The sequence below is a fragment of the Bacillus safensis FO-36b genome (assembly GCF_000691165.1).
GTDB classification, from domain to species: domain Bacteria; phylum Bacillota; class Bacilli; order Bacillales; family Bacillaceae; genus Bacillus; species Bacillus safensis.
In genome coordinates, this window is sequence record NZ_ASJD01000008.1 from 20,448 (window position 1) to 45,812 (window position 25,365).

General features: G+C 40.2%; 30 protein-coding genes. 22 read left to right on the forward strand and 8 right to left on the reverse strand.

Features of this window, described 5'->3' with window-relative positions; all coding sequences use genetic code 11:
- The first annotated feature begins 52 nt into the window (after window positions 1-52).
- The gene (locus BA81_RS15080) at window positions 53-961 is read left to right on the forward strand and encodes a DMT family transporter (protein WP_034283398.1); all 909 of its coding nucleotides are present in this window, start codon (window positions 53-55) and stop codon (window positions 959-961) included.
- 12 nt (window positions 962-973) lie between these two features.
- On the opposite strand, the gene BA81_RS15085 is transcribed toward BA81_RS15080, so the two are convergent.
- Window positions 974-1,165, reverse strand: coding sequence for a hypothetical protein (locus BA81_RS15085; RefSeq protein ID WP_034283400.1), 192 nt, complete (start codon window positions 1,163-1,165; stop codon window positions 974-976).
- A gap of 110 nt (window positions 1,166-1,275) precedes the next feature.
- Here BA81_RS15085 and BA81_RS15090 point away from each other — a divergent pair, with 110 nt between their 5' ends.
- The 7 genes from BA81_RS15090 to BA81_RS15120 all read left to right on the forward strand — a co-directional run bounded on the left by BA81_RS15090 (window position 1,276) and on the right by BA81_RS15120 (window position 10,975).
- Window positions 1,276-3,492 carry an RNA ligase gene (locus BA81_RS15090; RefSeq protein WP_034283402.1) on the forward strand — a complete coding sequence of 739 codons (2,217 nt, stop codon included), beginning with the start codon at window positions 1,276-1,278 and terminating at the stop codon, window positions 3,490-3,492.
- A 64-nt stretch (window positions 3,493-3,556) separates the two neighbouring features.
- The gene (locus tag BA81_RS15095; RefSeq protein ID WP_034283404.1) at window positions 3,557-4,267 is read left to right on the forward strand and encodes a DUF421 domain-containing protein; all 711 of its coding nucleotides are present in this window, start codon (window positions 3,557-3,559) and stop codon (window positions 4,265-4,267) included.
- A gap of 228 nt (window positions 4,268-4,495) precedes the next feature.
- Window positions 4,496-5,074: a TetR/AcrR family transcriptional regulator gene (locus BA81_RS15100; protein ID WP_034283407.1), complete on the forward strand. Its 579-nt coding sequence runs from the start codon at window positions 4,496-4,498 to the stop codon at window positions 5,072-5,074.
- A 21-nt stretch (window positions 5,075-5,095) separates the two neighbouring features.
- Window positions 5,096-8,239, forward strand: a complete 3,144-nt coding sequence (locus BA81_RS15105; protein ID WP_034283410.1) for a bifunctional cytochrome P450/NADPH--P450 reductase — start codon at window positions 5,096-5,098, stop codon at window positions 8,237-8,239.
- A 193-nt stretch (window positions 8,240-8,432) separates the two neighbouring features.
- Entirely contained in the window at window positions 8,433-9,341 is a 909-nt protein-coding gene (locus BA81_RS15110; protein ID WP_024425124.1) for a trypsin-like serine peptidase, read from the forward strand.
- Between the two features lie 211 nt (window positions 9,342-9,552).
- Window positions 9,553-9,981 (forward strand): NucA/NucB deoxyribonuclease domain-containing protein, encoded by a 429-nt coding sequence (locus BA81_RS15115; protein WP_034283541.1) that lies wholly within the window; start codon window positions 9,553-9,555, stop codon window positions 9,979-9,981.
- A 145-nt stretch (window positions 9,982-10,126) separates the two neighbouring features.
- The gene (locus BA81_RS15120) at window positions 10,127-10,975 is read left to right on the forward strand and encodes an STAS domain-containing protein (protein ID WP_034283414.1); all 849 of its coding nucleotides are present in this window, start codon (window positions 10,127-10,129) and stop codon (window positions 10,973-10,975) included.
- Window positions 10,976-11,006: 31 nt separating this feature from the next.
- Here the strand turns inward: BA81_RS15120 and BA81_RS15125 are convergent, their stop codons facing one another.
- Window positions 11,007-11,549 (reverse strand): IseA DL-endopeptidase inhibitor family protein, encoded by a 543-nt coding sequence (locus BA81_RS15125; protein WP_034283416.1) that lies wholly within the window; start codon window positions 11,547-11,549, stop codon window positions 11,007-11,009.
- A gap of 296 nt (window positions 11,550-11,845) precedes the next feature.
- Between BA81_RS15125 and BA81_RS15130 the strand changes: the two genes are divergently transcribed.
- Entirely contained in the window at window positions 11,846-12,289 is a 444-nt protein-coding gene (locus BA81_RS15130; RefSeq protein WP_034283419.1) for a hypothetical protein, read from the forward strand.
- Window positions 12,290-12,334: 45 nt separating this feature from the next.
- Here the strand turns inward: BA81_RS15130 and lexA are convergent, their stop codons facing one another.
- Window positions 12,335-12,955: a transcriptional repressor LexA gene (lexA, locus tag BA81_RS15135; RefSeq protein WP_034283422.1), complete on the reverse strand. Its 621-nt coding sequence runs from the start codon at window positions 12,953-12,955 to the stop codon at window positions 12,335-12,337.
- Window positions 12,956-13,113: 158 nt separating this feature from the next.
- On the opposite strand from lexA, the gene yneA reads away from it, so the two are divergent.
- The 6 genes from yneA (at window position 13,114) to BA81_RS15165 (ending at window position 17,529) form a co-directional block, all read left to right on the forward strand.
- Window positions 13,114-13,425: a cell division suppressor protein YneA gene (gene yneA, locus BA81_RS15140; RefSeq protein ID WP_034283425.1), complete on the forward strand. Its 312-nt coding sequence runs from the start codon at window positions 13,114-13,116 to the stop codon at window positions 13,423-13,425.
- A gap of 17 nt (window positions 13,426-13,442) precedes the next feature.
- Window positions 13,443-14,090, forward strand: a complete 648-nt coding sequence (locus tag BA81_RS15145; protein ID WP_034283427.1) for a YneB family resolvase-like protein — start codon at window positions 13,443-13,445, stop codon at window positions 14,088-14,090.
- 69 nt (window positions 14,091-14,159) lie between these two features.
- On the forward strand, window positions 14,160-14,390 hold the full coding sequence (locus BA81_RS15150; RefSeq protein WP_034283429.1) for a DUF896 domain-containing protein: 231 nt from the start codon (window positions 14,160-14,162) through the stop codon (window positions 14,388-14,390).
- Between the two features lie 187 nt (window positions 14,391-14,577).
- A complete protein-coding gene (tkt, locus tag BA81_RS15155; protein ID WP_024427083.1) occupies window positions 14,578-16,581 on the forward strand; it encodes a transketolase in 2,004 nt (667 codons plus the stop codon).
- 198 nt (window positions 16,582-16,779) lie between these two features.
- Window positions 16,780-17,226 carry a sporulation inhibitor of replication protein SirA gene (gene sirA, locus BA81_RS15160; RefSeq protein WP_024425134.1) on the forward strand — a complete coding sequence of 149 codons (447 nt, stop codon included), beginning with the start codon at window positions 16,780-16,782 and terminating at the stop codon, window positions 17,224-17,226.
- 84 nt (window positions 17,227-17,310) lie between these two features.
- Window positions 17,311-17,529: a YneF family protein gene (locus tag BA81_RS15165; protein WP_003212379.1), complete on the forward strand. Its 219-nt coding sequence runs from the start codon at window positions 17,311-17,313 to the stop codon at window positions 17,527-17,529.
- Between the two features lie 261 nt (window positions 17,530-17,790).
- Here the strand turns inward: BA81_RS15165 and BA81_RS15170 are convergent, their stop codons facing one another.
- Complete coding sequence (locus BA81_RS15170; protein WP_369810454.1) at window positions 17,791-17,964, reverse strand: aspartyl-phosphate phosphatase Spo0E family protein; 174 nt, start codon at window positions 17,962-17,964, stop codon at window positions 17,791-17,793.
- A gap of 208 nt (window positions 17,965-18,172) precedes the next feature.
- Between BA81_RS15170 and BA81_RS15175 the strand changes: the two genes are divergently transcribed.
- Complete coding sequence (locus tag BA81_RS15175) at window positions 18,173-18,880, forward strand: cytochrome c biogenesis CcdA family protein (RefSeq protein ID WP_034283434.1); 708 nt, start codon at window positions 18,173-18,175, stop codon at window positions 18,878-18,880.
- Between the two features lie 94 nt (window positions 18,881-18,974).
- Window positions 18,975-19,457, forward strand: a complete 483-nt coding sequence (locus tag BA81_RS15180) for a CcdC family protein (RefSeq protein WP_024425136.1) — start codon at window positions 18,975-18,977, stop codon at window positions 19,455-19,457.
- Between the two features lie 222 nt (window positions 19,458-19,679).
- On the opposite strand, the gene BA81_RS15185 is transcribed toward BA81_RS15180, so the two are convergent.
- From BA81_RS15185 to sspO, 4 genes are all read right to left on the reverse strand, one after another.
- Window positions 19,680-20,108, reverse strand: a complete 429-nt coding sequence (locus tag BA81_RS15185; RefSeq protein ID WP_024427086.1) for a DUF2621 domain-containing protein — start codon at window positions 20,106-20,108, stop codon at window positions 19,680-19,682.
- 262 nt (window positions 20,109-20,370) lie between these two features.
- Window positions 20,371-20,772: an Hsp20/alpha crystallin family protein gene (locus BA81_RS15190; RefSeq protein WP_034283437.1), complete on the reverse strand. Its 402-nt coding sequence runs from the start codon at window positions 20,770-20,772 to the stop codon at window positions 20,371-20,373.
- A 102-nt stretch (window positions 20,773-20,874) separates the two neighbouring features.
- The gene (locus BA81_RS15195) at window positions 20,875-21,021 is read right to left on the reverse strand and encodes a small acid-soluble spore protein P (protein WP_003211331.1); all 147 of its coding nucleotides are present in this window, start codon (window positions 21,019-21,021) and stop codon (window positions 20,875-20,877) included.
- A gap of 16 nt (window positions 21,022-21,037) precedes the next feature.
- Window positions 21,038-21,184 carry a small acid-soluble spore protein SspO gene (sspO, locus tag BA81_RS15200; RefSeq protein WP_034283440.1) on the reverse strand — a complete coding sequence of 49 codons (147 nt, stop codon included), beginning with the start codon at window positions 21,182-21,184 and terminating at the stop codon, window positions 21,038-21,040.
- 220 nt (window positions 21,185-21,404) lie between these two features.
- Between sspO and acnA the strand changes: the two genes are divergently transcribed.
- From acnA to tlp, 5 genes are all read left to right on the forward strand, one after another.
- Window positions 21,405-24,134: an aconitate hydratase AcnA gene (acnA, locus tag BA81_RS15205; protein WP_034283443.1), complete on the forward strand. Its 2,730-nt coding sequence runs from the start codon at window positions 21,405-21,407 to the stop codon at window positions 24,132-24,134.
- A gap of 67 nt (window positions 24,135-24,201) precedes the next feature.
- Window positions 24,202-24,705 carry a TlpA family protein disulfide reductase gene (locus BA81_RS15210; RefSeq protein ID WP_024425141.1) on the forward strand — a complete coding sequence of 168 codons (504 nt, stop codon included), beginning with the start codon at window positions 24,202-24,204 and terminating at the stop codon, window positions 24,703-24,705.
- 73 nt (window positions 24,706-24,778) lie between these two features.
- On the forward strand, window positions 24,779-24,904 hold the full coding sequence (locus BA81_RS19400; protein WP_003211002.1) for an FbpB family small basic protein: 126 nt from the start codon (window positions 24,779-24,781) through the stop codon (window positions 24,902-24,904).
- Between the two features lie 50 nt (window positions 24,905-24,954).
- Window positions 24,955-25,098: an acid-soluble spore protein N gene (locus BA81_RS15215; protein WP_008357830.1), complete on the forward strand. Its 144-nt coding sequence runs from the start codon at window positions 24,955-24,957 to the stop codon at window positions 25,096-25,098.
- A gap of 13 nt (window positions 25,099-25,111) precedes the next feature.
- Window positions 25,112-25,354 (forward strand): small acid-soluble spore protein Tlp, encoded by a 243-nt coding sequence (gene tlp, locus BA81_RS15220; RefSeq protein WP_024425142.1) that lies wholly within the window; start codon window positions 25,112-25,114, stop codon window positions 25,352-25,354.
- The last annotated feature ends 11 nt before the right edge of the window (window positions 25,355-25,365 follow it).

Here is a 25,365-nt window from a genome sequence, read left to right on the forward strand (position 1 = left end):
ACGACATACAAGATGAACTGCTCATCTACTGCTGATGTAAAGGAAGCTGCTAATGGAAATGAAGACAACTGCTCAAACGAAATCAATTGCACTACCGCTTGTGATTTCAATTATTGCCATTTCGTTTTCTGCAATTATTGTGAAATGGTCAAATGCACCTGCTGCTATTTTAAGTATGTATCGAATGATCTTTGCGGCGGCTCTCATGCTGCCGTTTATCCTGCCTAGAAAAAAAGAATTTCTCTCGATAAAGCGAAGAGACTGGTTTTTCTTATGTATGTCAGGCTTCTTTTTAGGGCTCCATTTTGTGTTGTGGTTTGGCTCACTGAAGCTGACGACAGTGGCAAGCTCTACCATTATTATCGCCCTTCAGCCGATGGTCTCCTTATTAGGCGGATTCCTCATCTTCCGTGAACGAACAACAATGTCTGCTCTATTGACGATGTGTGCAGCGATTGTTGGTGCCCTCATGATAGGCTGGGGAGATATTGGTCATAGCAAGGAAGCCATCTTAGGAGATATTTTATCCTTTTTGAGTGTGATTGCTGTTGTTTGTTATTTGTTAATAGGCCAACAGGCTGTAAGAAAAATATCTCATTGGATTTATAGTTTTTGTGTATTTGGTTTTGCCGGTCTTTTTTTAATTTTATTCAACCTGCTTCAGCAAACCCCTTTCACAGGCTATCCGGGTAAAGAGTGGGGAATCTTTTTATTGCTCGCCATCATTCCCACCATGTCTCATGTCATTAATAATTGGCTTTTAACCTATGTGAATGCGACAACCATTTCAATGAGTATTCTTGGTGAACCTGTTGGGGCAACGATCCTTGCTGTATGGCTGCTTGGAGAGAAAGTCACACTGCTTCAAATGCTTGGCGGCCTGCTTGTTCTTTTAGGCGTCTTTTTCTTTTTGATGCAGCAGCGTCAAGGAATCGTGATGAAAACAAAAAAATCCGGTTAACTTCCGGATTTTTTACTCTTTTAAATCGTTTTTTTCAATCACTTTGTTTAATCTTGCCTCGATTTTTTTCAATTCCATTCGTTTTCTTCTGATCATGCGAAACGCGATGACAATGATTGTCACAATAAAGGCAATGAATAGAAGAGAGAACATTTGAAATAGAAGATCTCCCATGTTGAATGCCATATCCTCTCTATTAGACATACGTAAAACCTCCTTTTCTATCTATATATTACCATAATCATTAAAAGATTGAGATTTATCCATAATTTATCTATAATAGGTAAAATATCACTCATTAAAGGAGAACCAATATGAGAACTTTAGTCCTTTTACGAGGTCTCCCAGGCGTAGGTAAATCAACATGGATCAAAGAACAAGGCTTAGAGCCTTACACTTTATCAGCGGATCAAATCCGGCTGTTAACGCAGCCGCCGCAGCTATCAGTCAATGGGAAACTAGACATTTCAAGCAAGCATGACCACAAAATTTGGTCTTTATTATTCGATCTACTCACGGCCCGTATGGAACGCGGGGACTTTACTGTGATTGATGCGACACATATTTCAAGTAAATCGATTTCTCAATATAAGTCTTTAGCGACTTCGTATCGTTACAGGGTATATGTCGTCGATTTCACGCAGGTGCCCCTTGAAACAGCTCTTTTGCAAAATCGCTCACGTGAATCTCACAAAGTGGTGCGGGAATCTGTTTTGTATCAAATGAACGAGCGGTTAAAAACAGAAAAGGTCCCGTCATGGGTGACTGTTTTGCAGCCGGAGGAATATCCGCAAGTGATGACCTATCAGCCTCGATCCTTTGATCAATATGAGGCCATTCATGTTTTCGGAGATATTCACGGTTGTTACACCGCACTTACCACCTATTTGCAAGGAGACATCAAAGAAAACGAACTTTATATCTTTACAGGGGATTTACTTGATAGGGGAATAGAAAACAAAGAAGTATTAGATTGGATGCTCGCCCATAGAGAATGCCGGAATGTCATTGTCATTGAAGGCAATCATGATCAGCATTTATACCGGTTTGCACATGGTGAAAAAGTCAGAAGCAATATGTTTAACCGGCATACTGCGCCTGAAATTGAAGCAGCAGACTTTGATTTGAAGGAAGTACGAAAGTTTGTCAGAACCTTTCATCAGCTGACTTATTTTACGTACCATGATCAGACATTTCTTGTTACCCATGGCGGACTTGCTCATTTGCCGAAAGAGCTTCTTCATGTCTCAACACAGCAGCTCATTCACGGCGTAGGAGAATATTCAGATGACATTGATCACTTATTTGTTCAAAACACAGCTGGGCTGGATATCATCCAAATTCACGGGCATCGCAATTTATACAGACTGCCTATTCACGCAGCGGAAAGATCTTATAACCTAGAAGGCCAGGTTGAATTTGGGGGGCAGCTGAGGGTGTTGAAAATCACAGCTGACGGGATTGAGACTCATGAAATTGACAATCCAGTCTACAGAGCCTCTGAGAAAAAACAATCGGCTGCTGTTCAGCCAGATATTTCACTGGATGATTTTTTAGCTCATTTAGATCAGCATGAATACGTTCAGGAATTAAAGCTTCCACACCATATTTCATCTTTTAATTTTACGAAAAAGGCTTTTAGTGAACGTCAGTGGGATGATGTGAATGTGAAGGCAAGAGGTTTGTTTGTCAATATGGTTTCAAAGCAGATTGTGTCTAGAAGCTATAATAAATTTTTTAACATTGATGAGCGTCCGGAGACAAGAATGCAGCATTTAGTGAACCATCTTCAATTCCCTGTCGCCGTATATGATAAAGCAAATGGATACTTAGGAACTGTTGGGTATAACGAAATGGAAGATGAATTGGTGTTTACGTCCAAATCGTATACATCACATGTGAAACAAAATCAGCATGCTTCCTGGGTCGAAGAGCTATTTTATAAAACCTTCGGTGATGTGCAGGCTGACTACATCAAATCATACGTCCGTGACCACCATGTATCTCTTGTGTTTGAAGTCATTTTGCCAGAAAAAGATCCGCATATTATCACATATGAACAAGATCAACTCATTTTACTCGATATAGTGAAGCGGCAGTTAAGCTATGAAAAAGCACCATTCGCTGAAGTGAAAAGATTAAGTGAACAGCTGGGAATATCCTGTAAGCAGGAAGTGGCTGTTTTCCATGATTGGACGTCTTTTTATAAATGGTATCAGGCGGTCTCTCATGATGACACAATAAAAGAAGAGGGATATGTCATTGAGGATGCTCGCGGCTTTATGACCAAACTCAAGCTTCCTTATTATCAATTCTGGAAGCAGATGCGCGGGATGAAGCAGCGCGTTGCAGAGAAGCGTTCCTCGCAAAAATTTATGCAGGCGTTGCAGACAGCGGAGCAAGCTAGGTTCTATACGTGGCTTCTTGAGCAAGAAGCAGATCATGTGAGGAATAGCTCAATTATTGAACTGCGGTCACAATTTGAACAAAGCGGTACTGCCCAATTGAATAATGATGGGATAAATGCATAGTCTAACAAAGAGTCTTTTCTAAGGAAAAGGCTTTTTTTGATGCAATTGAAAGGTGGACACTTGCATGCCTGACCATATTGAAGTCATTCTTCGGACGATGTTTGCTTTTGCAATTTTATTTGGAGGAGCACGTCTTTTAGGAAAACAAACCATTGTGCAAATGAATATTTTTGATTTTATAGCAGCCATCAGCTTAGGTTCAATTGCAGCGAACCTGGCGTTTAATACAACGCTCCCGCTTCAGCACACAACGATTTCCTTTGTGTCACTTGTCATGATTATTTATGTGATTTCCCTGCTTGCATTAAGAAGCCGGACGATGAGAGGGTTTATGGCTGGTAAACCAACCCTTGTCATACAAAATGGAAAAATTCTTGAAGCAAATATGAAAGGGATGAGATATACCCTTGATTATTTAAATCAACAGCTGAGAGAAAAAGACATCTTTGATATTAGCGAAGTTGAATTTGCGATGATTGAAACAGATGGGCATATGTCAGTGAAAAAATACCCTTTGTTTGAAAAAGTCACGCGGAAAGACCTTCATTTATTCATGGAGGCAGAGCGTTACATGCCGATTGAAGTCATCATGGACGGGAAACTTATCCAAAAGAACATACAAGAAAATCAATTAACAGAGCAATGGATAGAAGAAGAGCTTAAAAAAAGGCAGCTGTCCTTAAAGGACATTGTTTATGCTGTCCGTTCAAGTAATGGAAACTTATATATTGATACATATGACGACCATATTCATTCTCCAATCGATCAGGAATGAATGTGTAGTGCTGATGACACCTGTGTGACACACATTTGACAATCTTTATAAGTCCTTTGGGTATCATACGACTAGGTAGCATTTCTTAATTATTATTATTTTCAGAAAATGTGATGACGGATTAAAATAAGTATGTTTAAGTATAAATAGATGAAATTAAAATATTAATATAATATACCGAAGGCGGAATGAACGTTCATTCCTATATTTTTATAAGGAGGGGATGAAATGCCAGCAGTGACTGATAAACAAGAACAGATCATGAAGGCTTCGCTGGAACTATTTATTGAACGAGGCTTTGACGGCACCACAATGCCGATGATTTCAAAAAGAGCAAACGTCGGAGCGGGCACCATTTACCGTTATTTCGACAGCAAGGAGGCGCTCGTCAATATTTTGTACCAGCGCAGTCTCTCAGCATTTATCGAAAAAATGAACACAAACAGTCCAGATCCAAAGTTAAGTATCCGGGCGTACTTTAAGCATGTATTTTATTGCTTGGTTTTATTTACAAAGGAGAATCCAAGCGGCCTGTATTTCTTAGAGATTGATAAACGGTCTCATTACTTAGACGAGACGAGCAAAGAGAAAATGCAGCATTTGTTACATGAGCTATTCCTTATCTTTGAAGAAGGGAAAAAGGATGGAATACATCCAAATCTCTCAGGCAGAACCATTTTATCTATTGTATTTGGTGCCTTCGTGCAGCTGCATAAACAAATTCTTGCAGAAGAAATAGAGCCAACGATTGATTTTTTAGAGGATATTGAGCAATGTTTATGGCGCGCCATCAGCGTTGCATCTTAAAGAGATAAAGGGAGTGGGCATATGAAGCAAACATCAATCATTCCAAAACCAAAAACATACGGACCTTTTAAAAATATTCCCCATATAAAAAAGGGAGAGCTTTCTCAAACCTTTTGGCGGCTGGCAGATGAATTAGGACCGATCTTTCAGTTTGAATTTTCAAATGCAACAAGTATTTTTGTTTCCAGCCATGAACTTGTCAAAGAAGTATGTGACGAGAGCCGTTTTGATAAATATATTGGGACTAGTCTGAGTAAAGTTAGAGCATTTTCAGGGGATGGACTATTTACAAGCTGGACAGAAGAACCGAACTGGAGAAAGGCTCATCAAATTTTGATGCCTGCATTCAGCCAGCAGGCCATGAAGGGCTATCATGAAATGATGCTCGATATTGCCACACAGCTTGTGCAAAAATGGCAAAGAACAGGCCGCGATGAAGAAATTGAAGTAGCTGAGGATATGACAAAGCTGACTTTAGATACAATCGGCCTTTGCGGTTTTGATTTTCGCTTTAACAGCTTTTATAAAGAAAATCAGCATCCGTTCATCGACAGCATGCTGAAAGGTTTAAATGAAGCAATGGAGCAGTCGAGCCGATTGCCAATTGCAGATAAACTGATGATCAAAAGAAGAAAAGAATTTGACCAGCATGTCGATTTTATGAAGAAATTAGTAGATGACATTATTCAGGAACGAAGAAAACAAGATAAAACGGGCGATGATTTACTGTCTCTTATGCTGCATGCAGAGGACCCTGAAACAGGTGAACGTTTATCCGATGAAAATATCCGTTATCAAATCATCACCTTCTTAATTGCAGGACACGAAACAACAAGCGGGCTGCTATCATTTGCGATTTATTTCTTACTGAAGAATCCAGAGAAATTAAAGAAAGCCGTCCAGGAAGCAGATGAGGTGCTGCAGGGCGGGCTTCCGGCATTTAAACAGGTGCAAAAGCTAAGCTACACTCGTATGGTGTTAAATGAAGCTCTCCGCCTCTGGCCAACAGCGCCTACGTTCTCTCTTTATGCGAAAGAGGACACAGTAATCGGGGGGAAATATCCGATTCAAAAGAATCAAAGTGTCTCTGTTCTGCTCCCTAAACTACACCGTGATCAAGCGGTATGGGGAGAGGATGCAGAAGACTTTAAACCAGAGCGGTTTATGCACCCTGAGAAAATTCCGCAGCATGCCTATAAACCGTTCGGAAATGGCCAGCGTGCATGTATCGGTATGCAGTTCGCCCTGCATGAAGCTACGATGGTTCTCGCGATGGTTCTGCACAATTTAGAGTTAATTGACCACACATCTTATGAGCTAGATTTAAAAGAATCTCTCACAATTAAACCTAACGATTTTAAAATCAAAGTACGGCCAAGGAAGCAGCAATTCTTTATGGCACCACCGAAGGAAGAACCGAAGAAAAGCACCAAATCTAGTGAGTCAAAAGTGGCGAGTCACGGTACACCGCTGCTAGTTTTGTACGGATCAAATCTTGGCACAGCAAAGCAAATAGCGAACGAATTGGCTGAAGACGGGAAAGCAAAAGGGTTTGATGTGACCACTGCACCGCTTGATGACTTTACACGCCAATTGCCAGATACAGGTGCTGTCCTCATCGTGACCGCTTCATACAACGGACATCCACCTGACAATGCGAAGCAATTTGTGGATTGGCTGGCGCAGGATGAGGAGCAGGATTTATCAAATGTGACATTTGCTGTCTTTGGATGCGGAGATCGAAATTGGGCGAGTACGTACCAGCGTATTCCTCGTCTGATTGATGAAGCACTTGAAAGAAAAGGGGCGAAGCGTGTAACGGATATAGGTGAAGGCGATGCAGGCGGTGATATGGATGAGGATAAAGAAATCTTCCAGAAAACTGTCTTCGAACAGCTTGCAAAAGAATTTAAGCTCACCTTCAAAGAAAAAGGTAAGGAAAAACCAAACCTATCATTTGCTTATACTAATGAGCTAGTGGAACGTCCTGTAGCTAAAATATATGATGCCTTTTCAGCTGTTGTATTGAAAAATGAAGAATTACAATCAGAAAAAAACACACGGCAGACAAGACATATTGAATTAAAATTACCTGCTGGAAAAGCATACAAAGAAGGGGATCATATTGGGATTGTACCGAAAAATAGTGATGCACTCGTCCAGCGTGTGACCCGCCGCTTTAAACTAGATCCTGAGCAGCACATTAAGCTTTCATCTGAGAAAGAGGCAAGTCATTTACCATTAGATCAGCCGATTCCAATCAAAGAATTACTTGCCTCGCATGTTGAGCTTCAAGAGCCTGCAACACGTACACAGTTAAGAGAGCTCGCAGCACATACTGTATGTCCGCCTCACCGCGTGGAGCTTGAACAAATGGCTGGTGAAGCATATCAAGAAGCCATCTTAAAGAAACGAGTAACCATGCTGGATTTATTAGATCAATATGAAGCGTGTGAGCTGCCGTTTGTGCACTTTTTGGCGCTTTTACCAGGTTTGAAGCCGCGTTATTACTCGATTTCTAGCTCGCCAAAGGTAGATGAAGAAAAAGTCAGTATCACAGTGGCGGTTGTAAAAGGTAAAGCATGGAGCGGAAGCGGAGAATATGCCGGAGTCGCATCAACCTATTTATGTGGTTTGAAAGAAGGGGAAGAAGTAGCCTGCTTCCTGCATGAAGCGCAAGACGGATTCCAGCTGCCCCCTTCATCAGACATACCGATGATTATGATTGGACCAGGTACAGGAATCGCTCCATTTAGAGGATTTGTTCAGGCAAGAGAAGTGTGGCAGAAGGAAGGGAAGCAGCTAGGCGAAGCCCACCTATATTTTGGCTGCCGTCACCCTCAGGAAGATGATCTGTATTATGATGAAATGCAGCTTGCAGCGCAAAACGGAGTTGTCCATATCCATCGCGCTTATTCTCGTTACGATGAGCAAAAAGTATATGTCCAGCATTTGTTGAAAGAAGACGGCGGCATGCTGATCGAATTGCTTGATCAAGGTGCTTATCTGTACGTGTGCGGAGACGGAAAAGTTATGGCCCCAGATGTAGAGGCTACACTGATCGATCTTTATCAAAACGAGAAACAATGCTCGAGAGAAGCAGCTGAAAAATGGCTGACAACCCTCGCAAATGACAATAGATATGTAAAAGATGTGTGGAGCTGACAAAGAGGAAAGACCGCCTATTAGGCGGTTTTTTTTGTTCTCATAGAAAGAGATCGATAGAATGAAGATTGGGAAGATACAAAACACCTAATTTGGAAATGAAATATTTTGTAAAAAATAAGAATATTCTCTCATTTACTCCAATATGAAACAATCGTATGATTTTTGATATAGGACATAAAGGAGGAATATGATGAAAAAGGTGAAAATGTTACTCCCTTCTCTTCTCGTTTTTGGTGCTTTAAGTGTGCCTAGTTTTGCCCATGCCGCATCGGATTCAGTACTAACGTCTGATTATGACATGGTGACTTCTGATGGTAAAGTAATTTCTTCAAGTGATTTCCACAATGATACGAAAGCCCCCTCATCCTTTGACAAAGTGGATGATCTTTCTTCTACTGTTGGCGAAAAAGTAAAACCACTATCAAAATATTTAAAAGATTTTCAAACGAAAGTCGTCATTGGAGACGATGGTAGAACCAAAGTAGCAAATACAAGAGTGGCACCATACAATTCGATTGCTTATATTACATTTGGCGGCTCAAGCTGTACGGGAACACTCATTGCTCCTAACAAAATTTTGACAAACGGACACTGCGTATATAATACGGCATCGAGAAGCTATAGTGAGAAAGGGACTGTATATCCTGGTATGAATGATAGTACTGCGGTGAATGGTTCAGCAAAAATGACTGAGTTCTATGTGCCAAGCGGATATATTAATACTGGAGCAAGCCAATATGACTTTGCCGTGATCAAAACCGATACGAACATTGGCAATACGGTCGGCTACCGATCCATCCGCCAGGTGACAAACTTGACTGGGACAACCATTAAAATCTCAGGATATCCTGGTGATAAAATGAGATCGACTGGCAAGGTGTCACAGTGGGAGATGTCAGGTCCTGTGACGAGAGAAGATACGAATCTAGCGTACTATACGATTGATACATTCAGCGGGAATTCAGGTTCTGCCATGCTGGATCAGAACCAGCAAATCGTTGGCGTTCATAACGCTGGGTATTCAAACGGAACGATAAATGGCGGTCCGAAAGCGACAGCTGCTTTTGTTGAGTTTATAAACTATGCGAAAGCGCAATAAAAAATAGAGCTTGTTTCCTTCATAGGGGACAAGCTTTTTTGTATGAATCGATTTGATAGGATTCATATTTCTAACCTGAGAGATTTGAGATTGAGAGCCTCATCATTTTTTTCTCATGTCATCTGCGCACCACTCATACATTAAAATGACACATTTCCTTTCAGTCAAGATGATGCTTAAGATGGATGAGGAGGGTCACGCGCTTTTGAAGATGAAAAGAGGCTGGATCGCTGCTGTCACCTTATGTTTTGTGATATGGATGGGCACGTTGTTAGGTGGATTTGGAGAGAAGCAGGCAGCAAAAGGGGCTGATCGATATGATCATGTCGTTCAATTTCCAAAGGAAAGGTACCCTGAAACAGGCAGTCATATTCAAGAAGCCATTCGAAAAGGGCATTCAGATGTGTGTACCATTGACCGAAATGGAGCAGATGCCCGCAGGCAAGAATCATTAAAAGGAATTCCGACAAAACCTGGCTTTGACCGGGATGAATGGCCAATGGCGGTTTGTCTTGAGGGAGGAAAAGGCGCAAGCGTTCAATATGTCAGTCCATCTGATAATAGGGGAGCAGGCTCATGGGTCGGCCACCAAATCAGCAGGTTTCCTGATGGGAAAAGAATATTATTCATTGTGAAATAAATCGGAAAGAGTCTCCCTAGAGTGGGGGGCTCTTTTGTTTATCATCAGAGCCTATTCGAGCTAGCAGGGACAAAAGATTCAGTGGTACAATCAATCTATAAGGTACAAAGACTGACAAGAAGAAAATGTGAAGGGACATTTGCTTATGGATAAGAACCGTGCATTATACGATTTTTTTATGCAGCATGCAGAGGAGCTGACCGAAACATGGTATGAATCAATTGAGGACGATGATCCAGAATCCATATATCGTTCAACAGATTCCAGCATCATATCAGAGCTAAAACGGCAGAATCAAGATTATTACCAGCATTTTATACGAGCTATTATTGAAGATAAGACGTATTTACATACTGAATTTAAAAAATGGTCTGAGGAATTAGCCAGTGACCCAAAGCATTTAAATACACCATTAGATTATGTCGTGAGAGAATACATGTCCAATCAAAGAGTGGTTCTGCATTACTTAAAAGAATTTATCAAACAGCGTCAAGATGAAATTGATATTGACCGCATCTTTTATTGGTATGATTTAATTTCCGAAGCGTTTAATATTTCAATCCATGTGTTTATCCAGCAATATGTGAAAAATACAACCGAAAAACTCGTGGCTCAAAGAGATATGATTTACGAATTGAGCTCACCGGTGATTGTCTTAAAAAGCCAGATTGCGTTATTGCCTTTAGTAGGTGACATTGACACAGCGAGAGCAAAGATTATTTTAGAAAATACGCTAAATCAGTGCTCGCAAAAAGGTGTTCAGCATTTATGTATTGATCTATCGGGTGTGGTCATTATTGATACAATGGTGGCTCATCAAATCTTTGATCTTGTCACGTCACTTCGGTTAATTGGAGTAGAGACGACCATTTCAGGGATTAGACCAGAAATTGCCCAAACAGCAGTGCAGCTCGGGCTTCCTTTTAATGAATTTCGCACGGCATCATCACTTGCTCACGCGCTGGACCGCATGACTGAATTTTCTCCAAAATAAAAACCAGGCCGATGAACGGCCTGGTTTTTATTTAGATGACAGCGTCAATTTGTGTGACTTTCCAATCTTTTTGTACTTTTTCGTACGTTACAGTTCGTTTTACTTTGCGTCCATCAAGTGTTGGGACTGTGAATTCATATGTGCGGACCGCTTGATTTTTTGAAACAAGTTTAGGTGTGGCTTTTTCCCAATTGAGCATGTTGTCTCCGTCACCGACTGGAACAGCCATTTTGCCTTTATGAACAATGAACTGATAATCTTTTAAACCATGTTTGATGGCATCTTGAGTGAAAACTTGAGATAGGTAGCTGTTTAATTTTTTCTTTGTATCAAATGTTTTAGAAAGATAGTTGTATGTCATATCTTTATAGGTAAATGATTTTAATTTGACATTAGAATGGTCTTTAATTTTGTAGCCTGACATTGCACTCCAAAAATGTTCTCTTGCATCAAGGGCAATATGTAACGCTTCTTTATTTGTCAAAGCGGCTGATTTCTTGGAAGCGGCCAATGTTGTTGTTTGTAATGAGATCATAAGCATAATAGCTGTTAATAAAACAAATAATTTTTTCAAGGCGATTGCCTCCTTTTCTCAATGAAAACTTCTTATGTTACAAATGTTACAATAATTACAGTGATATTACAAGTATTAAATCTAAATGTTTTTTTATTTCTTTTGTTTCTAATTATATAACGTTTGAGGGAGACAAAAAGTTTTCATTTTTTTTATTTTTCTTCTTAATCATTATTTAACCGTTCTAAAGAAGAACGAAACGTCTTTTGGAAAAATTTCTATTTAGACGTTTAACACTCTTTTTTATTTATGACATATACTGTCGTGATGAAAGTCTAAAGAAAGTGGTGTTTCGTATGTATCAACCGTATGAAGATATGTGGAATGGTTACTCATATGATAGGCAGATGCAGGGATTGCCATCGATTTCTATTCCTCAAATTGGAGGTTTTCCTGGGTTTCCGATTGGAGGAGGTACTTGGCCAGGTCAAGGGTCAGGCGGGCAATCGGCACCGCCAGCTCCGCCGCAGCATATCATTTCGCAGTATCAGCAAGCGCTCTCTCAGCCTCAAAGTATGCAGTCGCTTATATCTGCGCAAAGTGCAGGAGGCCATCAAGCTGTTCATTTTGCAGCGGGCTGTAATAGAAGATGGACGATTGTGCTTTTGAGAAACGGTCAAGTATTTTTAATGTTTGTCCTTTCCTCACAGCCATTTGGCAGAACAACTGGCTTTATATGGCCGAACTTTACTTTTGGCTCCTTCCCAAGTTCAAGTATTCTTGCATATTCCTGTGCATAAGAAAAAGCCGGTTTTCATCAGCTGCTGATGAAATACCGGCTTTTTTTAATGAATATTTCGAAATACGCCAATCACTTTACCTAGTATACTCACATTCTGTAAAATAATCGGTTCCATAGATGGATTCTCTGGCTGTAATCTAAAGTGTGTATTTTCTTTATAGAAACGTTTCACTGTCGCTTCATCTTCCTCTGTCATGGCGACCACAATATCTCCATTGTTAGCGGTGCTTTGCTGACGCACAATGACATAGTCCTTGTCCAAAATACCTGCATCAATCATACTTTCTCCCATAATTTCAAGCATAAACACTTGTTCGTCTGGTGCTGCAAAAGTCTCTGGAAGAGGGAAGTATTCTTCTACATTCTCAACAGCTGTGATAGGAAGGCCGGCGGTTACTTTTCCGATGACTGGAACGTTCATTACAGCACTCTTTGGAATATTCATTTCCTCTTCATCTAGTACTTCGATCGCTCTAGGTTTTGTCGGGTCTCTTCTTATTAAGCCCTTTGTTTCCAGTCTAGCTAAATGTCCATGGACCGTTGAACTGGATGCTAGACCGACAGCTTCTCCAATTTCACGGACGGATGGGGGATAACCCTTGCTTTTTACTTCATCTTTGATGAATTTCAGGATATCGAGTTGTCTTTTTGATAGCTTCGTCATCTTTTGCACCTCAAAACGTCAATTTTAAAGAAATTATAGCATGTTTTTCCTAACAGTACAAACATAGGTTCGAAAAAACGTTTGACAGAAACGTTTGTTCGTATTTATAATGAGAGACAGAAAGAGCGAACACACATTCTATTAGGAGAGATGACATTATGAGGTTAAAAGAATCTATTATTTTTATTGGGGTATTCTCATTCATCGTTGGCATATTTCTCTCACTTATTGCAGTCACAAGCCATAATGATACAAATCAATATGTTAAAATAGAGGTTCAATCAGGAGATACTCTTTGGGGATTAGCTGATCAAGTAAATGACAGCAAATCAATCGACAAAAATGCATTTATTGACTGGGTAACAGAACACAATGATCTTGCTTCAACAGAAATCCAGCCTGGAGACATTCTTGTCATACCCGTGAAAAAAGAGCATCCAGTCGTATATCAGCTTGCAACAGTACAGTAGAAAGGTCGATTGAAGACATGAACGCAATCATTTATGCGAGAGTAAGCACTGTGAAAGAAGAGCAGGAAACCTCGCTGAAAAGACAAGAAGAAGAACTGCTGGCTTTAGCTGCCATGCACAAGATGAATGTGGTCAAAGTCATCAAAGAAAAAGCAAGTGGATATGAGCTAGATCGTGATGGCGTATTTGAAATGCTTGCTGCACTGAAGGAAGAGTCGATCGATGCCGTTCTTATCCAAGATGAAACACGTCTTGGAAGAGGACAAGCTAAAATTGCGCTTCTTCATTGTCTATTTAAAGAGAACGTAAAGGTATACAGCGTGTTTCATAGAGGAGAGCTTGAGCTTTCAGAAGCAGATGAAATGGTCATCGAGATTGTAGGAGTCGTCGAAGAGTACCAACGGAAAATTCATAACCTGAAAATCAAGCGGGGGATGAAAAGGGCTGTTGAGCGCGGATATCAGCCTGAACTAAATTTAAGGCAGCAGGACCATGCACCTGGCCGTGAGCGTATTGAAGTGCCGATTTCAGAAATTGTTCGATTAAGAAAAAATAACATGACGTTCGCCGAAATTGCCGCAACTCTTCAGGCATTAGGTTTTGACATTTCAAAAGCAACAGTGCATAGAAGGTATCAAGAATATGAAAAAGGCCTTACCACCTAAAGCGTGATTTGTTGTCAAAATGATTGATATTTAGTAGTATGTAGAGAAAATGCTTTAAAGGAGTTTGTCATGATTTCTAAAGAACAGCTTTCAAGAATAAATGAGCTTTCAAAAAAGTCGAAAGAAACCGGTTTATCAGACGCTGAAAAAACAGAACAAAAGCAGTTGAGAGAAGAGTATTTAAAAGCTTTTCGTTCTTCTATGAAAAATACACTTAAAACTGTCAAAATCGTTGACCCTGAAGGAAACGATGTCACACCAGAAAAATTAAAAAGAGAAAAAGATCAGAACCTTCATTAAGGCTGTGATTTCTTGAATTTTGAAAAGATGGGAAGAATATTCTCGTCTTTTTTCATATTTGCATAACTTTTTAGGTGATCGATAAACTAAATGTGACAAAATCCTTCTTTTTCAGCGTGAAATAGTTGTGAAAAAAGGACAGTAGATTTATGATAATGGTGTACACAAGATACGGAAGGGGATTTATATGGAAACGATTGAATTGAAATCTATTGCAACAATACGTACTCTCTCCATAGACGCAATTGAAAAAGCGAATTCCGGTCACCCAGGAATGCCGATGGGTGCTGCACCAATGGCATACGCTTTATGGACGAATCACTTAAACGTAAGTCCGCAAAATCCAAATTGGTTTAACAGAGACCGCTTTGTTTTATCTGCGGGCCATGGTTCTATGCTTCTATACAGCATGCTTCATTTAAGCGGATACAATCTGAGCATTGAAGATTTAAAACAATTCCGCCAATGGGGAAGCAAAACACCTGGACATCCTGAATTTGGACACACAGAAGGCGTAGACGCGACAACGGGTCCACTAGGCCAGGGAATTGCTATGGCAGTAGGAATGGCACTTGCAGAAAGACATCTTGCGGAAACGTATAACAAAGACAACTTTCATGTTGTAGACCACTATACATACAGCATTTGCGGAGATGGAGACTTAATGGAGGGAATTTCCTCTGAAGCAGCTTCACTTGCTGGTCATTTAGGCTTAGGCCGTTTAATCGTTCTTTACGATTCAAATGACATTTCTTTAGATGGCGATTTAGATCGTTCATTCTCTGAAAATGTGAAGAATCGTTTTGAAGCGATGAACTGGGAAGTTCTTTACGTGAAAGACGGCAATAACATCGAAGAAGTAACAGCTGCTATTGAAAAGGCGAAGCAAAGCACAGACAGACCTACATTAATCGAAGTGAAAACAACGATCGGTTTCGGATCTCCAAACCGTGCGGGAACGTCTGGTGTGCATGGTGCACCGCTTGGCAGCGAGGAAGCAAAGCTGACGAAGGAAGCTTACTCTTGGACGTTTGAAGAAGATTTCCATGTACCTTCTGAAGTGTACGATCATTTCAAAGAAGCTGTCAAAGACGCTGGACAGAAAAAAGAAGCAGCGTGGAATGAATTGTTTGCGCAATACGAAAAAGAATATCCAGAGCTGGCAGCACAGCTGAAGCTTGCGATTGAAGGAAAGCTTCCTGAGAATTGGGATCAAGAAATTCCTGTTTATGAAGCAGGTTCAAGCCTTGCTTCCCGCGCATCTTCAGGTGAAGTGTTAAATGGCATTGCAAAGCAAGTACCTTTCTTTATTGGCGGGTCTGCTGACCTTGCTGGATCAAATAAAACAACGATTAAAAACACAGATGATTTCGGGAAAAATAATTATGCCGGCAAAAACATTTGGTTCGGTGTCAGAGAATTTGCAATGGGTGCAGCGCTCAATGGTATGGCACTTCACGGCGGTCTTCGTGTATTCGGCGGAACGTTCTTTGTTTTCTCAGATTACTTAAGACCAGCGATTCGTCTTGCTGCCTTAATGGGACTTCCAGTCACTTACGTCTTTACTCATGATAGTATCGCTGTTGGTGAAGATGGTCCAACGCATGAACCGGTTGAACAGCTTGCTTCACTGCGTGCGATGCCTAATCTTTCCGTTATCCGCCCAGCAGATGGAAATGAAACAGCTGCAGCGTGGAAACTAGCTGTATCTTCAACGGATAAACCGACAGCACTAGTTCTTACTCGTCAAAACCTTCCAACAATTGACCAGGCACCAGAGAAGGCATATGAGGGAGTAGAAAAAGGTGGATACGTTGTGGTTGAAGCAGCTGATGCACAGCCGGAAGCACTTCTACTCGCTTCAGGATCTGAGGTTGGTTTAGCCATTGAAGCACAAAAGGCACTTGAAAAAGAAGGTATCCGCGCGTCTGTTGTCAGCCTTCCTGCATGGGATCGCTTCGATCAGCAGTCAGACGAATACAAAGAATCCGTTCTTCCTAAAGCAGTACGTGCACGTATTGCAATTGAAATGGGTGCTTCACTTGGCTGGGAGCGTTACACGGGGCTTGATGGTGACGTGATTGCAATTGATAAATTTGGCGCTTCTGCACCAGGAGAAACCATTATCGAGAAATACGGCTTTACTGTCAGCAATGTAGTCAGCCGTGTGAAAGCGAAGCTGAATAAATAAACGAACTCCAAGCATCATGCTTTTTTGCTATCTGTTTGCAGAGCATTTTCATCCGCTCTGCAAACTTTTTTCTTTTTTCTTGTTTTTTTGACAAAACTAGTTTCTTCTTGCTTCATATATAGACAATTCTTTCTTTCACATTTTTGTATAATACAAGCAATAAACGAGATTGACGAAATGTGAAAGGAAGGGATAGACATGGAACGTCATTATTATATTTATTGGATTGAGGATGAATTTGCGCATCACTATTTTGGCAGAGAATCGATTTTGTTTCATTTGTTTGAGTCGTTACATTGGACGAACCGCACTGACGATGAACTTGTAATGCTTGTGAAGCAAGTGGATTATGTGACGAAACGAATCCCTGCTTTTCATATGCACCAGCGTCTAATGAATAACTTAACGAACATTCACTATACACAAATAGGCTCGATTTACAGCGCTTCCTTACCAGATGGAAAAGGAACTGCAGCATTTATTATTAAAGACCGGTATATTCAAATGTCTGCCACTGGCAGTTATGAGGCAGAAGCGGTGTTTTTTGAAGTGCTGAGAAAAATCAGCCCTTGTTTTCTTGCGATGGACTTTAGTTCAAAGAAACACGGATGGCTCAATCCAGTAAAAGTGAGGAATTTTGTTTAAAAAAATAAAATTGAACGTGAAATGTTGTATAATAGCCTTTTGTTTAGTACACTTTATACGAGACAACATGAAGGAGGAAGAATTATGGATTTATGGGTTGTCATCCTTGTAGGCGTTGTTGCACTGCTTGCAGGAGTTGCACTCGGATTCTTTATTGCTCGTAAGTATATGATGAGCTATTTGAAAAAGAATCCACCGATTAATGAACAAATGCTTCGAATGATGATGATGCAAATGGGCATGAAACCGTCCCAGAAGAAAATCAATCAAATGATGAAAGCCATGAACAACCAAGCGAAATAATACGTACGATATTATGATCATAGATGGAACATGGTTTTAAAGAATGGACAAGCATTGTCCTTTCTTTATTCAATTCACCTTCATCAGACGCTTAAAACCACTGTACTTGCATGAATGAAGCAGGGAAGGTGGTTTTTATTATGGCGTCAAGAGTATGTAAAAAACAAAAAACCCCTATGTCAGAGGTTTTTGTTTCGTTTATGGTCACACATATCAACTGTTCTAAAAATGGTGCGGCATGTTTGATATCATGAAGTATGATTAGTTGGCTGAGTTTGAGTGTAAGTGTCGTTGATATTGTAAGAGGAGATGATCTAGCTGCTGGCTATGTTCGATGGTCACTGTTGATGTCATCCCATTATGCAAGACAACTTTCATCAGCTCTTCTCTTTTTTCTTCGATTTGAGTTAATAATGATGTTTTTACCAAAGTCATGTTCCTTTCATGCAAATCTTGATAAAAAGAATCGATTCTATTATATCCATTTTAAGGTTTATTTTCAAATTTAAAGGATTCATTATCTTGATGTCAAATTAAATTATATAAGGTTTTAAGAGAATAGACCATCTTTATTGAGGTGATGTAAAAAAAATGAAATGATTTTGTCATCTCTTATTGTATATTGTAAGAAGGGGGTGTTCTTTTGACAGATTTGAATTACTTTTTAGCATTTGGAGCAGGATTTCTTTCTTTTATTTCACCGTGCTGTCTGCCGCTTTATCCAGCATTTTTATCGTATATTACGGGCGTTAGTATAGATGAAGTGAAATCCGAGAAGGTGATGCTGAGAAGAAGAAGTCTGCTTCATACTTTATTCTTTTTAGTTGGGTTCTCTATTATATTTATTGCGATTGGCTTTGGGACATCGTTTGTCGGGAAGTTTTTTAATGATTATCATCAAGCGATTCGTCAAATTGGAGCCATCCTCATTATTTTCTTTGGTTTTATGACTCTTGGTGTATTCAAGCCCTCTTTTCTCATGGGCGAAAAGAGAATCCAGTTCAAAAATCGTCCTGCTGGTTTTTTTGGATCCATTCTCATCGGAATGGGCTTTGCCGCTGGATGGACACCTTGTACAGGACCTATTTTATCTGCTGTCATCACACTGGCGAGTAACAATCCTGAGTCGGCGGTCATGTATATGATTGCGTATGTATTCGGATTTGCCGTCCCGTTTTTTATTCTCTCCTTTTTCATTACGAAAATGGCGTGGATCAGAAAACGTCAGCAGCTCATCATGCGAATTGGCGGAATCATTATGATTGTGGTAGGGATTTTGCTGTTCTTTGATCTTCTGACATGGATTATCATCATGTTCTCATCATTGTTTGGCGGCTTTACAGGCTTTTGAAATCGTTTTCTACAGTCGCGGCGAATGGTTTTTTTTCGTCAATTGGAGTATATTATACATAGGCTGACCTTAAAGAATAAAGGAATGATTTGATATGATGATCTTGATCTCTTCTATAATTGCGGTATGTATGGCGGTGGCCGTCATGTTTATTCGCATTAAGTCATCTGCAAAACCTGCAACTGCGAAAAAAATTATTTTACCTCCTATTTTCATGAGCACTGGCGCACTGATGTTTTTTGTTCCTATGTTTCGGGTAACTGGAGCTGAATTTCTAGAAGCGATCACAGTGGGGATGTTTTTCTCTATATTTTTAATCAAAACATCGAAGTTTGAAATTAGAGGTAATGACATCTACTTAAAACGGTCAAAAGCATTTGTGTTCATTCTCATTGGACTTCTTGTCCTTCGTATCGGGATGAAGACCATCTTGAGTTCTTCTATTGATTATGGTTCATTAAGCGGGATGTTTTGGATTCTTGCCTTTGGCATGATCGTGCCTTGGCGGGTTGCCATGTATTTATCGTTTAGAAAGCTGTCTAAACAATTAGATCCGCAGCAGATTCAAATGAATTAAACCTCCTTTTAATAAAGGAGGTTACATATTGTTGACAAAGGGCTAAAATGATCTTTTATTTTAGCCCTTTGTCTTCTATTCAGCGTTATTGAAAACCTTTGAAGTCTAGGAAGGACGAGCACTGGCGCGGAGCGAATTTAACATACGTGAGCACCAGCGCGCAGGACTGACAAAGAATGCGAGGGTTTGTCTAAACGCTGAAACCTCCTTTATAAAAGGAGGTTATTTTAATAACGATTCATATGGCGAGTGATCAATGTTTTTTTCTTGAAGGCGCTTCAGTAAAAACTTATGATCCCGCTTTGGTGTGGCCATAATGTAGCCGCGAATGATTAAGTCTAAATTAATGCTGGCAGCCTGTTCTTTTAATGCCAGCTCACCGATTTTACCTGCAATTTTTTCTTTGGCAACATCTCTAAACAGCTCTGGAACAGGTAATACGAGTTCATTTAACAGCTGTTTGTCCTCATCCCGCCATAGGTGAAGGCTCTTTTGAATATATTCATCCTGCCAATCAAGCTCTGATTTCCCATCTTCCTTTGGCAATCGTTTTAAAAACTTGCGAAACATAAAAAAGCCACCGATTGCGAGTAATCCGATCATCACTGTACCCCAAAATAAAATGAACCACAAAAACCAGCCGCTTAACATGTTCTCACTCCTTATACCCCTTATCTCTCTATTTTATATTACATGAAGAGAGGATAGAAGAAAATAACAAAAATGTATGTCTATGATCTCTATAAATGCCCTTTTTCATTGATAGCCGCCCATTTACTAGAATGACCCAAACCAATTAATAGAAAAAGAATACATTATCATATAGCGACTCTACTATTTGGCCATGGTGGTTCGCAAAAGGTATTGACTTGAAACGAACGGGAAGAGAGCCCACCTATATAAAGGTGGGCTCTTAATGTTTGAAGTGCGGGATTTGAAAGGAAAATGCACCGTTTGGATGGTCGGAACATTTTTTAATTTTGATCGATATGACTTGGTTTTCATAATCTGTTTCAATGTCTTTGTCGTTTAAATAAAAAGGGAGCATCACGCTTTTTTCAATTGGCTGTTCGCCTTCACCATTTGCATGTTGTACTGTGTAAGTCAACGTCAGCTCATGTCCAGCGAAGGTCAGCTTTACATCAGTGATCGATAAGGTGGAGACATCGATTTCGATAATATAATCACGGCTTGTTTCATAAAGATCAATTGGGAGGTGTTCATCATACCAGGCAAATGGATCATCCATTAAAACATTGAGCCAATCATCTATTTCAATAAAATCAGAGGAATTCGATTGCTTTTCATTCTCCATAAACACTCCTCCATCACATCTCATAATAAATCATATGATGAAAATAGAAATGTGTGAAAGACCTAAAACATCCCGTGTGGTCACGGGATGAGAGGGGGATAATTACATATCATGATGAGAATTGTGCTTTTGTCTTGTATGGTTGCGGTTTTTCACTTTTTTACTGCCTGATAACGGCTCAGGCTGACCGCCTTGATGCTCCTTAGGAGAGTTTTGACGGATGTCTTTCCCTGTGTTTTTATTCGTCATGATGTTTGGCTCCTTCTTATTGATTCTTTTTACGTTTTTTATTGTTTTGCCTTTGTTCTTCTGTTAAAACGAGCTGATCATCTTCCGTATAGCCTGCGCCATTACCCTGGCTTTTGGCTGCGTTCATGCCATTAATGACATGATTCGCTTTGCGTTTTGTCATGTTTTATCACCTCATTTATAGTATGAGCCCGCCCCGCTTCGTTTATGAAGAGTAATCATTTCCTAATGATAAGTTAAACTTATTGAATTTAATAAAAGCATTGTTATTTACTTATGTATGAATTTGTTTTAAGATGAAATTGTGAGAAAATTGTGGTGAAATACGACGATTTTTCTGAGAATTGAAATTGATCTTGATCATCAAAAGGGGGATTTTGGACATGTCGAAACAGCAGCAAGTCGCTAAACAAGACGCTTTTCAATCTAGAAAAACGTTTTCGACAAATGGGAAAACGTATCACTATTATTCGTTAGAAGCACTAGAGAAACAAGGAATCGGAAATGTTTCTAAGCTGCCTTATTCCATTAAGGTACTTTTAGAATCAGTGCTTCGCCAAGTAGACGGTAGAGTGATCAAGAAGGAACACGTTGAAAACTTGGCAAAATGGGGAACTGCCGAGGTAAAAGAAATTGATGTTCCATTTAAACCTTCTCGAGTTATTTTACAAGACTTCACGGGTGTACCAGCAGTCGTTGACCTTGCTTCTTTAAGAAAAGCAATGGCAGATGTAGGCGGGGATCCGGATAAAATCAACCCTGAAATTCCAGTTGACCTTGTGATTGACCACTCAGTACAAGTTGATAAAGCTGGAACTGAAGATGCATTAAACATTAACATGGACTTAGAATTCGAACGTAACGCAGAGCGTTATAACTTCCTTAGCTGGGCAAAGAAAGCGTTTAATAACTACCAAGCTGTTCCGCCTGCAACAGGAATTGTTCACCAAGTGAACTTAGAGTATCTTGCAAGTGTTGTTCATGCGATTGAAGAAGATGGCGAGATCATCACTTACCCAGATACATTAGTTGGAACTGACTCTCATACAACGATGATTAACGGTATCGGTGTACTTGGATGGGGCGTTGGCGGTATCGAAGCGGAAGCTGGTATGCTTGGTCAGCCTTCATACTTCCCAGTACCAGAAGTGATTGGTGCTAAATTAGTTGGAGAGCTTCCAAACGGAACAACTGCAACCGACCTTGCATTAAAAGTCACACAAGTCCTTCGTGAAAAAGGCGTAGTGAACAAGTTCGTTGAGTTCTTCGGACCTGGTGTTGCACAACTGCCGTTAGCAGATCGTGCAACGATTGCGAACATGGCGCCAGAATACGGTGCTACTTGCGGATTCTTCCCAGTAGATGAAGAAGCGCTTGCTTACCTGCGCCTCACTGGACGTGATGAAGAGCAAATTAATATCGTTGAAGAATATTCTCGCGCAAATGGCTTATTCTATACGCCAGATGCAGAAGAGCCAATTTTTACTGATGTTGTGGAAATTGATCTTTCTAAAATTGAGTCAAACTTATCTGGACCAAAACGTCCACAAGATTTGATTCCACTTTCTAAAATGAAAGAAACGTTCCATCAACACATCGAAAGCCCAGCTGGTAACCAAGGGTTTGGCTTAGATAAATCAGAGCTTGATAAACAAATCGAATTTGATCTTGCAAACGGTGAAAAAGCTGTGATGAAGACAGGTGCGATTGCGATTGCAGCGATTACAAGCTGTACGAATACATCGAACCCATACGTGTTAATCGGAGCAGGTCTTGTTGCGAAGAAAGCAAGTGAGCTCGGTATGAAAGTGCCAAACTACGTCAAAACGTCACTAGCACCGGGTTCTAAAGTTGTAACAGGCTACCTTGTGAATTCGGGACTTCTTCCATATTTAAGAGACCTCGGATTTAACATTGTTGGATATGGCTGTACAACATGTATCGGAAACTCTGGACCGCTTGAGAAAGAAATTGAAGATGCAGTCTCTGAAAATGACCTGCTGATCACTTCTGTTTTATCAGGTAACCGTAACTTTGAAGGTCGTATTCATCCGCTTGTGAAAGGGAACTATCTTGCATCTCCACCATTAGTTGTGGCTTATGCACTTGCTGGTACGGTGAATATTGATTTAACAAAAGATCCTATCGGTGTCGATAAAAATGGCGAGAACGTTTATTTCAATGACATTTGGCCATCAATGGATGAAATCAACAGCGTCGTTAAAAGCACTGTCACACCTGAGCTATTCCGTTCAGAGTATGAAACAGTTTTTGACAACAATGAACGATGGAATGAAATTAAAACGACGGATGATGCATTGTACAAATGGGATGAAAATTCCACATACATTGATAACCCGCCATTCTTTGAAAACCTATCAGTTGAACCTGGTAAAGTTGAACCGCTTAAAGGCTTGCGCGTCGTTGCGAAGTTCGGTGACTCTGTCACAACTGACCATATTTCTCCTGCTGGAGCGATTGGTAAGGACACACCGGCGGGCAAATACTTGCAAGAAAGAGGCGTATCGCCTAGAGACTTTAACTCATATGGATCCCGCCGTGGTAACCACCATGTCATGATGAGAGGGACTTTTGCAAACATCCGTATTAAGAACCAAATTGCACCAGGAACAGAAGGCGGTTATACAACTTACTGGCCAACTGGTGAAGTGACATCGATTTATGATGCATGCATGCGTTATAAAGAGGATGGAACAGGTCTTGCGATCTTAGCAGGTAAAGACTACGGAATGGGTTCTTCACGTGACTGGGCTGCTAAAGGAACAAACCTTCTTGGAATTAAATTTGTTCTAGCTGAAAGCTTTGAGCGTATCCACAGAAGTAACCTTGTCTTCATGGGCGTACTTCCTTTGCAGTTTAAAGACGGAGAAAGTGCAGAAACTCATGGTCTAACAGGAACAGAAACATTTGAAGTTCATGTTGACGAAACAGTTCGTCCACGTGATCTCGTCACTGTGAAAGCAATTGACACAGATGGAAACGAGAAAACGTTTGAAGTGGTGGTTCGCTTTGACAGTGAAGTCGAAATTGACTACTATCGTCATGGCGGTATCCTTCAAATGGTGCTTCGCGAAAAATTGGCAAGCAACTAATACAGCAAAGAAGAGAAGGCGATCTAAACAGCTTTCTCTTCTTTTTTAAAATAGTGGAGGATCAATCATGTGGAAAAAAGGAATGGCAAGCGCTGTTTTACTTGTGTTGATTGGTTTACTTGCGTGGAATTTATTTGGGCCAAAAGAGCCCGCAATCGGTCTTGAAAAAGGCGATCAAGCTCCTGATTTTGAACTGAAAACCCTTGACGGCAAAACCGCCTCGTTATCTGATTACCGAGGGAAAAAGGTGCTCGTCAATTTTTGGGCGACATGGTGTAAGCCGTGCAGGACGGAAATGCCGGATTTAGACGCGATTAGGAGCGAAAATGACCAAGTTGAAGTACTAGCGGTGAATTTAACGACCACTGAAAAGAGTGTGGATCATGTGGCAGCATTCACAAAAGAATTAAAGGTGAGCTTTCCTGTTTTATTGGACCAAAAAGGCATTCAAGCAAGATATCAGGTGCTCTCATACCCAACGACATACATATTAGACGAAAAAGGACGCATCATGTCTGTGAAGCATCAAATGCTGACAAAAAAAGAAATTGAAAAAGAGCTGGATCTATAATGATTCAGCTCTTTTGCTTATTTTCTAAATGTTTTGGCGAAAATGTAATCATACATATATGGAGGTGAGTGGAATGAGAAGAAGAAAACGACGCACATTTGAAGAGCTTGTGCTTGAAAATAAAAAAGAATTATTAAGCAATGAGGAATTTTTAAACCAGCTTGAAGAAAAGTTGGAAGAGCGATTTAGACAGAAATAAGTTATGAATTATCCGTTTTCGTTCATCCTAAAGAAGAGGGAGGGATGATAATGGGTAGAGAGCATGATAAACAAGCTCAGTTTACACCAGACCATTTAGGGACAAAACCTGTAGCATACAAACGTAATAAAGGTAAAAAGATGCATAATAAATCAAATGAACAGCCTGATGTGATACAGACGAAGGGCGAATAAGGAGGGAATCATGATGAATGACAAGTCCTATCAATCCAATCCAGATGATCGTTCTGATAATGTTGAAAAGCTGCAAGATATGATCGAGAACACTCTTGACAATATTGATGAATCTGAAGCAGCGATGTCCGTTTCAACAGAGACAGAAAAGCAAATGATCAAACAAAAAAACGAAAACCGCAAAATGAGTATTGACGCGATGCGTTCTGAGATCAAGGACGAAGAAGCAGCAAGAAAGAATGGCTATACCGAATAAACCAGGGATTC